We start from the raw sequence: 13,018 nt of genomic DNA on the forward strand, positions 1-13,018 counted from the left end.
GGGAATGCTGATGACCGTTCTGGTCCTCGGCATGGCGCAGTGCGGCACGCCGCAAGTACCAGCGGAGCAGCACGGCCAGGGCGACCGCGAGCAGACCGAACAAGGCATTGGGCACGCTGGTAGCGTGTCACATTTGCGCGCCGATGTGACCCGGGTCCGCGCTCATGATCGTTCCGCGTTCACGCAGGGCCTCGAACTCGCCGGCGGCATCCTCTACGAGGGCACCGGCAAACACGGGCAGTCGGTGCTGCGGGCAGTGGATCCGCACACCGGACGGGTCCTCCAGGAGGCCCACCTCCCGCAGGAGTTCTTCGGCGAGGGCATCACCGTGGTCGGCGACCGCATCTGGCAACTCACCTGGCGGTCCGGGGTGGCGATCCTGCGCGACCGCGCAAGCCTCACCGAGATCGACCGGATGCGCTACGAGGGCGAGGGTTGGGGCCTGTGCCACGACGGCAACCGGCTCGTCATGAGCGACGGCAGTGCACGGCTGACGTTTCGTGACCCGGAAACGTTCGCACCCACGGGCGGGATCACCGTGCGGCTCGGCGGTGAACCGGTCGAGGAGCTCAACGAGCTGGAATGCGCGGACGGCTCGATCTGGGCCAACGTGTGGAAGAGCCACCGGATCCTGCGGATCGACCCGGCCTCCGGGCGCGTGACCGCCGTGGTCGACGCCTCGGGGCTCCTGCCGCCCGAGCAGCGCGCACAGGCGGGCGTGCTCAACGGCATCGCCGCCGTGGAGGGCACCGACGAGTTCCTGCTCACCGGCAAGAACTGGCCACATCTCTACCGCGTTCGTTTCGTGCCCGCGTGACCGTGCCGCGCGGCCGAGGTCGTAGGCTCGGGCGATGTGCACCGAGGACTGACGTCGCTTCTGGCCCTCACGGGTATCGTCTTGGCAGGCTGCTCCGTTCCCGACCAACCACGGACCACCTTCTACTCCCACGGGGAGTCCGTCCGGGTCGCGCCGATCCGGTACTGCAATCCGCAGGGGCGGGAGTGCTCGAACCCGAACCCGCAAGCCGTGGAGGACCTCGTCGTCCCATCCGGTGCACCCCTGCAGATTTCGGTGCCCGAGGAAGTCTCCGCTGCCCCGTGGCAGGTCGTCTTCCGCTATCGCACCGACGACGGCAGTCTCGCCGAAGGGCGGAGCCCGGTGTTCACGCCGGGACAGCAGCACGCCTACACCCTGCGGTTTCCGCGGAACGAAGCGCCGCAGCGCGGCGAGTCATCCGGGGCGCGGCTCGAACGCGTCGAAGTACAGCGATACTCGGCGTCGTTGACGCTGGGCCCGGAGGGCGGGGTTCAGTTCGGCATCGGCGGGAGCTGGGCCGTCGATGTTCAACCGGAGCCGCGGACGGCGGTGCGCCCGTGAGGCCTGTTCCGGTGGTTTCAGCGGAACAGGCTCACCGGGATCTCAGGAGCCGGAGCCCGGGTCGAGCTCGCGCGCCACGGCGCGTACGACCTCACCGACCCGCTTGGACGATTTCTTGTCCGGGTAGCGTCCCTTGTTCAGTTCGGGAAGGACGTTCGCCTCCAACAGCTTGATCATGTCCTCGACCATGCCGTGCAACTCGTCGGCCGGTCGGCGCCGCGCCTCCACCACCGACGGCGGCGGATCCAGCAGCTTGACCTTGAGCGCCTGCGGCCCACGACGTCCCTGAGCCATGTCGAAGTCGATCCGCTGTCCGGTCTTGAGCGACTCCACCCCGGACGGCAGCGCGGAGGCCCGCACATACACGTCCTCCCCACCGTCCTGGGTCACGAAGCCGAAGCCCTTGTTCGCGTCGAACCACTTGACCCTGCCGGTCGGCACTGTCCTCACCGTTCCCTGTCGCCTGCCTGACCCCGTGTGCCCGCCGGGCATTCCGCGTGGATGTCCCGAGGGACACCGCACGTGCGGGTCATTTACGTCTGTTCGTGTACGTCACCGCCGGAGGGCGTCACCACCCGTCCCGGCACGACGAACGCGCCCCGGGGTCGCCCCTGCCATGCAGGCTCGACGACCTGATGCAGTTGGGCATTCCCAGGACGCGTCATCCTAAGGGTACCTGGTGCAACCAGGACACCGCCGTCTTGCCGGTTGGTCGTGCTTCCCGGGCGGTCACCGCACGGCACCACGTCACCGGCCGGAGAAGTCGGCTTACGCTGACGGTATGACCCATTCCGCTCGCAGGCCCGCCACGACGTCCGCCGCAGTGACCATGTTCGGGATCGGTCTGCTCGCCGTGCTCGTCATCTTCGGATTGTTCGCGGCGGGGTACCGGAACCTTCCCGTGTGGCTGAATCTCGCCGCCATGCTGGCACCGCTCGGTCTGGCCGTCGGCCTCGTCGCCGCCATCGGGCAGGTCCGGCAAAGCGCCCGGCACCACCGCAGCCCTTGACGCGAAACCAAAGCGTATCGAAAATCACGGTGTCATCTTCCCCAGGACACCGGACCCGGGTTCGCCGATCGACCGCGCCGGTCCGTGCTCGATGGGAACGATCTCGATGGGCAGGAGCGCGACATGACCGAAGAACTGCTCGCCGAATCGGGCACCTCCACCCATGCCGGCCACCGTGCGGACTTCCACTCACTACGGGCAGGGGGCATGAACTGGGATTCGCTGCCGCTGCGCCTGTTCACCAAGGGAAACGCGAAGTTCTGGAATCCCGCCGACATCGACTTCACCCAGGACACCGAGGACTGGCAACGGCTGTCCGACGACGAGCGTGCCCGGGTGGCCGGGCTCTGCTCGCAGTTCATCGCGGGCGAGGAAGCGGTCACGCAGGATCTCCAACCGTTCATGGCCGCGATGGCGGCCGAGGGCCGGTTCGCCGACGAGATGTACCTGACGCAGTTCGTCTTCGAAGAAGCCAAGCACACGCAGGTGTTCCGGCTGTGGATGGACGCCATCGGACTCACCGAGGACCTGCACTCCTACGTCGAGGACAACCCCGGCTACCGCGCGATCTTCTACGAGGCGCTGCCGGAGTCGCTGCAGGCGCTGCACTCCGACCCGAGCCCGAGCAACCAGATCCGAGCCTCGGTGACCTACAACCACGTCGTCGAGGGAACCCTGGCCCTGACCGGGTACTTCGCCTGGAACAAGATCTGCAAGAGTCGGGGGCTCTTCCCCGGCATGCAGGAGATCGTGCGCCGCATCGGTGACGACGAGCGGCGGCACATGGCATGGGGCACGTTCACCTGCCGCAGGCACGTCGCCGCCGACGAGCGCAACTGGGAACTCGTGCAGCAACGCATGGACGAACTACTGCCCCACGCGGTCACCCAGATTCAGTGGCGACCGGAGGGCTACGAGGACGAGCACCCGTTCGGACTCGACATCGACGAGCTGTCCGCCTATGCCTCCGACCGCGCGGGACGGCGGCTCGGGGCGATCTCCTCGGCTCGGGGAATGCCCCTCGATCGGATCGACGTCGACGCCTCCCCCGAGCAACTGGAGGAGCAATTCGGCGCCGAGGACGCTCAGGCCCTGGAGAAGGTGGGCCGCTGAGGTGGCCAATTTCTCGCGAAATCGACCGTCACCCGGGTGAACACAAAATTCGCGAGAAATTGACCACACCCCGCAAGGCAGTCACCCGGCGTCGAGGCCGAGGAGCTTCTTGGCCTGCTCGCGCATCTCGACCTTGCGGACCTTGCCCGTGACGGTCATCGGGAACTCGTCCACCACGTGCACATAGCGTGGGATCTTGTGGTGCGCGAGCCGGTCGGAGCAGAACTCGCGCAGCGCCTCGGCGGTCAGCTCCTCCGCACCCTCACGCAGCCGCACCCACGCCATGAGCTCCTCACCATAGCGAGCATCCGGAACCCCGATTACCTGCGCGTCGAGAATGTCGGGATGGGTGTACAGGAACTCCTCGATCTCTCGCGGATAGAGATTCTCCCCACCGCGGATGATCATGTCCTTGATCCGTCCGGTGATGCTGACGTAGCCCGACGAGTCCATCTCGGCGAGGTCACCCGTGTGCATCCAGCGGGCGGTGTCGACGACCTCGGCCGTTTTGTCCGGCTGCTGCCAGTAGCCCAGCATCACCGAATACCCCCGGGTGCACAGCTCGCCCGGCTCGCCGACCGGCACGGTCAACCCGGTGGACGGGTCCACGATCTTGACCTCCAGATGCGGGCCGACCCTGCCGACCGTGGACACCCGCCGTTCGAGGGAATCGTCGGCCCGGGTCTGGGTCGACACCGGACTCGTTTCGGTCATGCCGTAGCAAATCGCGACCTCCGACATCCCCATCCGGTCGATGACCTGCTTCATCACCTCCGCCGGACAGGGCGAGCCCGCCATGATCCCGGTACGCAGTGAGCTCAGGTCGTAACCGTCGAAATCCGGCAGACCGAGCTCGGCGATGAACATCGTCGGAACCCCGTACAACGAGGTGCACCGTTCGGCAGCCACGGCCGACAGCGCGGCGGCCGGGTCGAACCCCTCGGACGGAATGACCATCGCCGAGCCGTGACTGGTGCAGGCGAGATTGCCCATGACCATCCCGAAGCAGTGATAAAAAGGCGGCACGATCGCGACCCGGTCGACCTCGGTATAGCCGCACAACTCCCCGACGAAGAAGCCGTTGTTGAGGATGTTGTGGTGCGACAGCGTCGCCCCCTTGGGGAATCCCGTGGTCCCCGAGGTGTACTGGATGTTGATCGCCTCATCGGCGGAGAGCTCGGCCTGCACCCCGATCAGGCGCTGCCGGTCGCCGTCTTGCCGCAGCAGCGACTCCCAGGCCGGATCATCGAGGAAAACGACCTGCTCCAGCGCCGGGCACTGCGGGCGTACCTGCTCGACCATCGCCACGTAGTCGGAGGTCTTGAACCGCTGCGCCGAGACCAACATCCGGATGCCGGACTGATTGAGCACGAACTCCAGCTCGTGCACCCGGTAGGACGGGTTGATGTTGACCAGGATCGCGCCGATCTTGGCCGAGGCGTACTGGATCAGCGTCCACTCCGCCCGGTTCGGCGCCCAGATCCCGATTCGGTCTCCCTTGCCGAGACCGGCATCCAGCAGGCCGAGCGCGAGCGCGTCCACATCGGCGACGAACTCCCGATATGTCCAGCGGCGGCCGGTGGCGTACTCCACCAGCGCGTCCCGATCCGGGAAACGCGCCACCGTTCGGTCGAGATCGGCGCCGATGGTCTCCCCGAGCAGGGGGACGTCCGAGGTTCCCGAGGCGTAACTGGGCTGCGCGGGTACCGCCGCCGTACCGGCTCCGTTCGTCGTCACCACGAATGCCTCCCGAGAATCCCGTGTGCGTTGGCACACATGATTACCCACAACCGTCGTTCGGTCGAGGGTCGGGAGCGCATTCCCGGGGTCGCGCGGCGCGGCTAGAATCACGATCATGGACGCCTACGTCGTGGATGCCTTCACCGACCGCGCCTTCGGCGGTAACCCGGCCGGTGTGGTCGTGCTCGACGCACCGGCCGATCCTGCCTGGATGCAGTCGGTCGCCGCCGAGTTCAAACATGCCGAGACCGCGTTCGTGGTCGTGGGCGGTTCGGAAGACGGCTTCGGCAACGGCCCTGCGGAACAGGCCAAGCCGCTGCGCTGGTTCACCCCGACCACCGAGGTCGACCTGTGCGGGCACGCGACCCTGGCGACCGCGCACGTACTCGGCGGAAGCCAGCGGTTCGATACCCGCAGCGGTGAGCTGAGCTGCACCGTGACCCACGACGGCATGGTGGAGATGGACTTCCCGCGCATACCGTCCCAGCCGACACGGGCACCCGACGAGGTGACCGCGGGTCTGCCCGGCGTGACCGTGGAACACATCGCCCGGGGCGAATTCGACCTTCTCGTGCAGGCGGCTTCGGCAACCGAGGTTCGGGCACTGCAAGCCGATCTCGATCTGCTCGCGCGGATCCCCGCGCGCGCGGTGATCGTCACGGCACCCGGTGACCGGGCCGATATCGACTTCGTCAGTCGCGTCTTCGCGCCCGGGGTCGGTATTCCCGAGGACCCGGTCACCGGATCGGCGCATTGTGCCTTGGCCCCCTGGTGGTCGGCCGCTCTCGGCCGCACGGCGGAGGGTGCCGAACTCGTCGGCGAACAGGCATCGGCGCGCGGCGGTCTGGTGCGTATGACCCTGCGCGGTTCCCGCGTCGGGCTCGCGGGACAAGCGGTGACGGTCCTACGCGGCGACCTGTCGGCAGGCTGACCCGGGCTGCCCCTGAGGCCGGGTCCATACAGCCCCGGGGGAATCCGGAGAGATCACCGAGGATCTCGACCTGCAAACGTGGCACTCTGGTGCTATGCGGTTGTTGCTGAACATCATCTGGCTCGTGCTGAGCGGTTTCTGGATGGCCGTGGGCTACGCGGTCGCCGGGCTGGTTCTGACCATCACCATCATCGGGATTCCGTTCGCCATTGCCTCCTTCCGGATGGCGAACTTCGCCCTGTGGCCGTTCGGTCGTCGGTTGGCCGATGACCACGAGGCCGGTGCGTTCTCGGCGATCGGCAATGTGCTGTGGGTCGTCCTCGCGGGATGGTGGCTGGCTCTCGGACATCTGGTCACCGGCATCACGCTGTGCGTGACGATCATCGGTATCCCGATGGGAATCGCGAGCTTCAAACTCATTCCGGTGTCACTGTTTCCACTGGGCAAGCACATCGTCGATACCGACGACGCGCATGCCCTCGTCGCGCACCGGTGAAGCGCGCCACTCCCCTGTCCGAGCGAGTTTTTTGCAGTTTCGCGCGAAACTGCATTTTTGTTACACGGGCAGAGGGTCGTGGATGTGACCGATGAGGTCGGCGATCGAGTCGACCACCTTGGTCGGGCGGTACGGGAAACGCTCGGCGGTGTTCTTGTCCGAGATCCCCGACAGCACCAGGATCGTCTGCATGCCGGACTCCAGTCCCGACCGCACGTCGGTGTCCATCCGATCACCGATCATGAGCGTGTTCTCGGAGTGCTCCCCCAATGCGCGCAGCGCCGAGCGCATCATCAGCGGGTTCGGTTTGCCGATGTAGTAGGGCGCACATCCGGTGACCCGTTCGATGAGTGCGGCGACCGCACCGGTGGCGGGCAACGTGCCCTGGGGGCTCGGTCCCTTCTCATCGGGATTGGTGGCGATGAACCGTGCCCCTCCCTCGACCAGCCGGATCGCCTTGGTGATCGCCTCGAAACTGTAGGTCCGGGTCTCGCCCAGCACCACGTAATCCGGGTCGCTGTCGGTGAGCACATAGCCGATCCCGTGCAGGGCCGTGGTCAGCCCCGACTCGCCGACGACATATGCCGACCCCCCGGGTCGTTGATTCTCCAGGAAACGAGCCGTGGCCAGCGCCGAGGTCCAGATCGCCGACTCCGGGACGTCCAGCCCGCTGCGCAACAACCGAGCCCGCAGGTCACGTTGGGTATAGATCGAATTGTTGGTGAAGACCATGAACGGCATGCCCTGCTCGCGCAGTTCGGCGAGGAACTCGTCGGCACCGGGAACCATGACGTTCTCGTGCACGAGAACGCCGTCCATGTCCATCAGGTAGGTCCAGGAAGATAGCTCTGTCACGGCGACGATGATCCTCCTGTCGCCGGGTGAATGGCCACCTCGGTGGCCTTGACAACGAAGAACACCTCATCACCGATGGTCAGCCCGAGATCGGCCACGGCGGCCGGGGTGATGTCGGCCGCCAGCACGAGGTCCTCTCCCGTGGTACGGGTCGCGGCTCGCAGCCGGACCACATCGCCACGCGGTTCGATACCGGCCAACCGCACCCGTACGGCATTGCGCGGGCTGCCGTCCGGGCGCTCGCGATGGACCGCGACGGTGGACGGGGCGAACACCGCGGCAGCGGGCTCGTCCTGCACGACCGGCTCGGCGACCCGTCCGTTGATCCGGACCGCACCGCTCGTGAGTCCCCCCGCGTCCGCGATACCGGTGACCAGGTTGAGCCCCGCGAGGTGCGCGGTGAACGCCGCCTTCGGTCTGGCCAGCACGTCCCGCGTCGGTCCCCGCTCCACGATCCGGCCCGCGGAGAGCACGAGGACCCGATCGGCCAGCACCACCGCATCGAGCACGTCATGGGTCACCAGGACAGTGGGCCGATCCTGGTCCCGCAGCACCCGGTGCAGCAGGCCACGCATCGCGGGCGCGGCGTCGACGTCGAGCGCGGCCAATGGCTCGTCGAGCAGGAGCAGCTCGGGGTCTGCGGCCAGGGCTCTGGCCAGTGCGACCCGCTGCCCCTGTCCGCCGGAGAGCCGACCGGGCCGGTGCTCGGCGAGTTCGCCCGCGTCCACGTCGGACAACCATCGCGCGGCGAGCGCACGAGCGGCCTTCTTGCTCCTGCCCGCGGCCCTGGGACCGAAGGCGACGTTGTCCAATGCCGACAGGTGGGGAAACAGCAGGGCGTTCTGCGCGAGCAGACCGACACTCCGCCGGTGCGTCGGCACATCGACGCCACGCGCGGTGTCCAGCCATACCCGGTCGCCGAGCCCGATGTTTCCCTCGCGGGGGCGAGTCGAACCGGCCAGCGCGGACAGCAGCGTCGATTTCCCGGATCCGTTCGGCCCCAGCACGGCAACCACATCCCCCGGCTCGACGGCGCATTCGGCGCTCAGCGTGAACGTGCCCCTGTCCACGGTTACCTCGGCCAGCAGTCGGTCATGACTCACGCTCGGCCCTCCACGGCTTTGGGCCTGGCGGCCACGATCACCAGCAGCGCGATCGCTATCAGCAGCAACGACATCGCCACTGCGGCATCCACATCGGACTGTGCCTGGGTGTAGATGGCCAGCGGCAGAGTCCGGGTGACGCCCTGCAGGCTGCCCGCGAACGTGATCGTCGCCCCGAACTCGCCGAGGGCCCGCGCGAACGTCAGCACCAGACTCGATCCCAGTCCGGGAAGCAGCAACGGCACGGTGATCCGGCGGAAGGTCAACCACGGTCCGGCGCCGAGCGTGGCCGCGATGCGCTCGTAGTGCGCCCCCGAGGTGCGCAGGGTCCCCTCCAGACCGACCACGAGAAACGGCATCGCCACGAACGTCTGCGCCAGCACCACCGCCGTGGTCGTGTACGGGATCGTCACACCGGCCGATTCGAGCAGGTCACCGAACGGTCCCGTGCGGCCGAGCAGGTACAGCAGGGCAAGTCCACCCACAACCGGCGGCAGCACCAGCGGCAGTAGCACCAGCGCACGCAGAACCCGCAGACCGGGCAGCTTCGACCGCGCCAGGACCACGGCCAGCGGACCACCCAACAGCAGGGACAGCGCCGTCGAGGCCAACGCCGTCTGCAGCGAGAGTTTCAGCGCGGCCAGCGCGGCCGGGCTGGTCAGCAGCGCGGGAAGGCGAGTGGGGTCGATGCGTCCCAGTAGCCCCAGCACCGGCAGTACGATCAGCGCCAGCGCACATCCGGCAGGCAACCACAGCGGTGCGGGAACGGCACCGGCGAGTGGTTGCGCGGAGAACCGACGCGCCGGTTTCCGGCGCAACCACGGCATCGCCGCCCCATCGTCACGGCTCACGGTGTCCCGAACCCGTACTTCTCGAGGATCCTGTTGCCGACCGGGCCGCGAACGAACTCGAGGAACTCGGCTGCGAGTCGCGGGTGCCGCGCGGTCTCGAGCTTCGCGATCGGGTAGGTGTTGATCGCCTGCTCGGCGGCGGGAAAGCCGATCGACCGGACCTTGTCACCGGCCGAGTGTGCATCGGTCACGTAGACCAGCCCCGCATCCGCCTCACCGGCGACGACTTTGTGCAGCACGTCCTTGACGTCGCTCTCCTCGCTGACCGGGTCGAGCCGCACGCCGGTTTCGCGCTGTACCTGCACGGCGGCAGCCCCGCAGGGCACCTGTGGTGCGCACACCACCACAGCCTGGTTCGGCCGGGCCAGGTCCGCGAACGAGGTGATGCCCGCGGGGTTGCCGGGCGGTACGACGATCGTCAACCGGTTCGTCGCGAAGGTCCGTGACCTGCCGTCGACCACGCCCGCGCGAACCACGTCCTGCATCGTCTCGGTGTTGGCCGAGGCGTAGACACCGGCCCGGCGCCCCTGCCTGAGCTGCTCGGCCAGCAGCGAGGATCCCTGAAAGTCGAAGCGGATCCGCACATCGGGATGTTCGTCGTGGAAACGGTCACGTACCTCTCCGAAGGATTCGGTCAGCGAGGCGGCGGCGAGCACGGTCATCGTCTGTTTGCGCTGCGCGCCCGCACTGCATCCGGTCAGCACGGCGAGCAGGGCCGTCACCACGGCGATCGTGGTTGCCGCGGTGGTCGTTCGTGTCCTTGCGCCCGCGATCACGGCCGTTCTCCCGGCGTCTCCACCACGACTGCCGTGGACTTGACCACGGCCACCGCCAGCACTCCGGGCCGTAGTCCCAGCTCCTCGACCGCCTCGGTACTCATCAGCGACACCACCCGGTGCGGCCCGCACTGCAGCTCGACCTGTGCCATCACCCGGTCCGAGACCACCTCGGTGACCAGGCCGACAAAGCGGTTTCGGGCGGAACGCCCGACGCCGGAGGGATCCGGGGTCGACTTGGCCTGCGAACGTGCGAACGCCGCGAGTTGTGACCCCTCCACGACGAGACGGCCGGAGGGGTCCCGTTCGGCGGGCAATTGCTCCGCATCCACCCACCGGCGAACGGTGTCGTCGCTGACCCCGAACAGCTCGGCGGCCTCGGAAACCCGGTATTGCGGCATGCGAGCGATGCTAGTTCCGCATCTGCGGGTAAATCCACCCCTTTATCGACGCAGAGGCGGATCAACGTGGATTTCGTGGATTCCTCCCAGCACCCCTTCCGCCGGGACGGATCGATTCGGCGGCACAGCACGAAAACCCCACTGCAGGATCGAATTTCGTCGGCGCACCCGGTTAGGCTCGGGGTGTGAGTGCCGTGGACCTGGGAATTCCGGTCGCCCGCGAGACGACCGACGCATCCGCACGCCCGGATACGCCGTACCTGGTGGACCGCTTCGGACGCGTCGCCACCGACCTGCGGGTCTCCCTGATCGACAAATGCAATCTCCGCTGTACCTACTGCATGCCCGCCGAGGGCCTGCCGTGGTTGAAGCGGAACGAACTGCTCGATACCGACGAGATGATCCGGCTGATCCGGCTCGCGGTCGAAACTCTCGGGGTGACCACGGTCCGGTTCACCGGCGGTGAACCTCTCCTGCGTCAGGACCTGGTGGACATCATCGCGGCCACCACGGCGTTGCCCGGCCGACCACGAACGTCGTTGACCACCAATGGCATCAACCTGGGCCAATACGCCGACCAGCTCGTGCAGGCCGGTCTCGACCGGGTCAACGTGTCGCTGGATACGCTCGACCGCGAGACCTTCCGGGAACTCACGCGGCGCGACCGGCTGGATGACGTGCTGGCCGGACTCGAAGCGGCGAAATCCATGGGGCTGGAACCCGTCAAGGTCAATGCGGTGCTCATGCGCGACGTCAACGAGCACGAAACCCGGGACCTCCTGCATTTCTGCCTGGACAAGGGATACCAGCTCCGCTTCATCGAGCAGATGCCCCTGGATCCGCAGCACGCATGGGACCGCGACCGGATGATCACTGCGGACGAGATCCTGGAGCGGCTTCAGGCGGAGTTCGCTCTCACCGCCCACTCCGCCGACCGTGGTTCGGCCCCGGCCGAGCGCTGGCTCGTCGACGGCGGTCCGGGCACGGTCGGCGTGATCGGGTCGGTGACCCGCCCGTTCTGCGCGGACTGCGATCGCACCAGGCTCACCGCCGACGGCCAGCTCCGCTCGTGCCTGTTCTCGCAAACCGAGACCGACCTGCGTGAGCCGCTGCGCACCGGTGCCGGGGACGACGAACTCGCCCGCCTGTGGCGGGAGACCATGTGGGCCAAGGCGGCCGGGCACGGCATGGACAGTGCAGGGTTCGCCCAGCCGTCCCGGCCGATGAGCGCGATCGGGGGGTAGGAATGGCAGTACGGTCACCGCAGCCGGAGCCGGCACCGGCGGAATCGGCACCGGCGGAATCGCTTTCTCCCGGAACGGCTGCCGCGTCCGTTCTCGGCGTCCGTGTGCGGTACTTCGCGGGAGCGCGCGCTGCCGCAGGCGTCTCCGAGGAGACGGTCCGAGTGACACGGCAGGAGGCAACCGCCGGTACTACCGCGGTCAGTGTCGCCGACGTCCTCGATGCGGTGCTCGCCCTGCACGGCGATGCCTTGGCACGGGTGATCGCGGCATCCGGTTTCCTGCTGGACGGTATCGCCGTGCGCGATCGGAGCACCGAGGTCACCGAGGGCGCGCAGTTGGACGTTCTCCCGCCGTTCGCGGGCGGCTGAACGGCTTCATCCTCATCTCGACACGAGGTCCTTTCCTTCCACGCGCGTGCGCGCGTGCGGCTGTGCGCGTACGCGTGAGTACCGTGTCTCCGCTTCCTTTCCGGCCGTTGCGTCGGCGTGTCGGACGCACTCGTTCGAGTGATTTTCGCCAGGCGTCGATGATCTCTCTCAAGATCCGGGTGGACCGGGGTTAACCCGATCAATCTACCTTTCTCCAGTGGATCTCGTACCGTGACACACAGCGTCCATACAGTTTCGACACGTCACGATCGCAGCGGTCGCCTCGCAGGCACGAATATGGCAAATCTGGCGTAACACCTCTTTCCTCAGTCGGTTCTTACCTCATCGGACGAGTGAGCCATGCCTCACTGACCGTGATCGATATCGACCCGGAAACGAGTTGATAACGGCTCTCTGAGCAGTAAAAACACCCCAGATCGAACACCCGGTCCCCGGTGTTACTGTGATCAGAGTCACTGTCACTGCGATTTCCGTTCCCGTTCATGATTACGTACTGTCCTCCTCGGTCGGCCCCGAACCGACCAGCAAGGAGTTCCGGAAGTCCGCAGCGCCGAGCCCTGTCCGGCGGGCTTCCCACCCCCGAACGAAAACAAGACCGGACAGGGGCGGGGGAACCACCACCGGGCGCCCCGACGCCCTAGGGGTGAAGCCGGCTCGCCGAGCCGGCCGGGCTTGTCAGCCGACAGTCCGAACCCGACAGCTAACTTCGCAGGCGCGGTAGGAGAGAGGGAC

15 protein-coding genes and 1 riboswitch are annotated in these 13,018 nt (G+C 67.3%); of the genes, 8 read left to right on the forward strand and 7 right to left on the reverse strand.

Annotation, left to right across the window (positions count from 1 at the left end; translation table 11 throughout):
* The first annotated feature begins 4 nt into the window (after positions 1-4).
* Entirely contained in the window at positions 5-817 is an 813-nt protein-coding gene (locus tag JOF55_RS08385; protein WP_374727426.1) for a glutaminyl-peptide cyclotransferase, read from the forward strand.
* 81 nt (positions 818-898) lie between these two features.
* Positions 899-1,378 carry a DUF2771 family protein gene (locus tag JOF55_RS08390; RefSeq protein ID WP_310272130.1) on the forward strand — a complete coding sequence of 160 codons (480 nt, stop codon included), beginning with the start codon at positions 899-901 and terminating at the stop codon, positions 1,376-1,378.
* 42 nt (positions 1,379-1,420) lie between these two features.
* Here JOF55_RS08390 and JOF55_RS24430 read toward each other — a convergent pair whose 3' ends face one another.
* Positions 1,421-1,819 (reverse strand): cold-shock protein, encoded by a 399-nt coding sequence (locus JOF55_RS24430; protein ID WP_374727245.1) that lies wholly within the window; start codon positions 1,817-1,819, stop codon positions 1,421-1,423.
* A 340-nt stretch (positions 1,820-2,159) separates the two neighbouring features.
* On the opposite strand from JOF55_RS24430, the gene JOF55_RS08400 reads away from it, so the two are divergent.
* On the forward strand, positions 2,160-2,387 hold the full coding sequence (locus JOF55_RS08400) for a hypothetical protein (RefSeq protein WP_310272132.1): 228 nt from the start codon (positions 2,160-2,162) through the stop codon (positions 2,385-2,387).
* A gap of 123 nt (positions 2,388-2,510) precedes the next feature.
* A complete protein-coding gene (locus JOF55_RS08405) occupies positions 2,511-3,500 on the forward strand; it encodes a R2-like ligand-binding oxidase (RefSeq protein ID WP_310272135.1) in 990 nt (329 codons plus the stop codon).
* An 81-nt stretch (positions 3,501-3,581) separates the two neighbouring features.
* On the opposite strand, the gene JOF55_RS08410 is transcribed toward JOF55_RS08405, so the two are convergent.
* The gene (locus JOF55_RS08410) at positions 3,582-5,240 is read right to left on the reverse strand and encodes an AMP-binding protein (RefSeq protein WP_310272138.1); all 1,659 of its coding nucleotides are present in this window, start codon (positions 5,238-5,240) and stop codon (positions 3,582-3,584) included.
* Positions 5,241-5,355: 115 nt separating this feature from the next.
* Between JOF55_RS08410 and JOF55_RS08415 the strand changes: the two genes are divergently transcribed.
* Both JOF55_RS08415 and JOF55_RS08420 read left to right on the forward strand, forming a co-directional pair.
* Positions 5,356-6,171 (forward strand): PhzF family protein, encoded by an 816-nt coding sequence (locus JOF55_RS08415; RefSeq protein ID WP_310272141.1) that lies wholly within the window; start codon positions 5,356-5,358, stop codon positions 6,169-6,171.
* Between the two features lie 94 nt (positions 6,172-6,265).
* Entirely contained in the window at positions 6,266-6,667 is a 402-nt protein-coding gene (locus tag JOF55_RS08420; RefSeq protein ID WP_310272143.1) for a YccF domain-containing protein, read from the forward strand.
* Between the two features lie 60 nt (positions 6,668-6,727).
* On the opposite strand, the gene JOF55_RS08425 is transcribed toward JOF55_RS08420, so the two are convergent.
* Genes JOF55_RS08425 through JOF55_RS08445 form a run of 5 tightly spaced genes read right to left on the reverse strand, consistent with a single transcriptional unit; the run spans position 6,728 to position 10,653 of the window.
* Entirely contained in the window at positions 6,728-7,492 is a 765-nt protein-coding gene (locus JOF55_RS08425; protein WP_310278308.1) for an HAD-IIA family hydrolase, read from the reverse strand.
* Positions 7,493-7,518: 26 nt separating this feature from the next.
* Positions 7,519-8,625 (reverse strand): sulfate/molybdate ABC transporter ATP-binding protein, encoded by a 1,107-nt coding sequence (locus JOF55_RS08430; protein WP_310272147.1) that lies wholly within the window; start codon positions 8,623-8,625, stop codon positions 7,519-7,521.
* Positions 8,622-9,452: an ABC transporter permease gene (locus JOF55_RS08435; protein ID WP_374727427.1), complete on the reverse strand. Its 831-nt coding sequence runs from the start codon at positions 9,450-9,452 to the stop codon at positions 8,622-8,624. The genes JOF55_RS08430 and JOF55_RS08435 overlap by 4 nt, the downstream gene beginning before the upstream one ends.
* Before the next feature lie 20 nt (positions 9,453-9,472).
* Positions 9,473-10,252 (reverse strand): molybdate ABC transporter substrate-binding protein, encoded by a 780-nt coding sequence (gene modA, locus JOF55_RS08440; RefSeq protein ID WP_310272153.1) that lies wholly within the window; start codon positions 10,250-10,252, stop codon positions 9,473-9,475.
* Positions 10,249-10,653 (reverse strand): TOBE domain-containing protein, encoded by a 405-nt coding sequence (locus JOF55_RS08445; protein WP_310272155.1) that lies wholly within the window; start codon positions 10,651-10,653, stop codon positions 10,249-10,251. The genes modA and JOF55_RS08445 overlap by 4 nt, the downstream gene beginning before the upstream one ends.
* 185 nt (positions 10,654-10,838) lie before the next feature.
* Here JOF55_RS08445 and moaA point away from each other — a divergent pair, with 185 nt between their 5' ends.
* Positions 10,839-11,897 (forward strand): GTP 3',8-cyclase MoaA, encoded by a 1,059-nt coding sequence (gene moaA, locus JOF55_RS08450; protein ID WP_310272158.1) that lies wholly within the window; start codon positions 10,839-10,841, stop codon positions 11,895-11,897.
* A gap of 161 nt (positions 11,898-12,058) precedes the next feature.
* Positions 12,059-12,265 (forward strand): MoaD/ThiS family protein, encoded by a 207-nt coding sequence (locus JOF55_RS24435; RefSeq protein ID WP_374727246.1) that lies wholly within the window; start codon positions 12,059-12,061, stop codon positions 12,263-12,265.
* A 588-nt stretch (positions 12,266-12,853) separates the two neighbouring features.
* Positions 12,854-13,017: riboswitch (cyclic di-AMP (ydaO/yuaA leader) on the forward strand.
* Position 13,018: the final 1 nt, after the last annotated feature.

This window comes from Haloactinomyces albus, assembly GCF_031458135.1.
In the GTDB taxonomy this organism is placed as follows: Bacteria; Actinomycetota; Actinomycetes; order Mycobacteriales; family Pseudonocardiaceae; genus Haloactinomyces; species Haloactinomyces albus.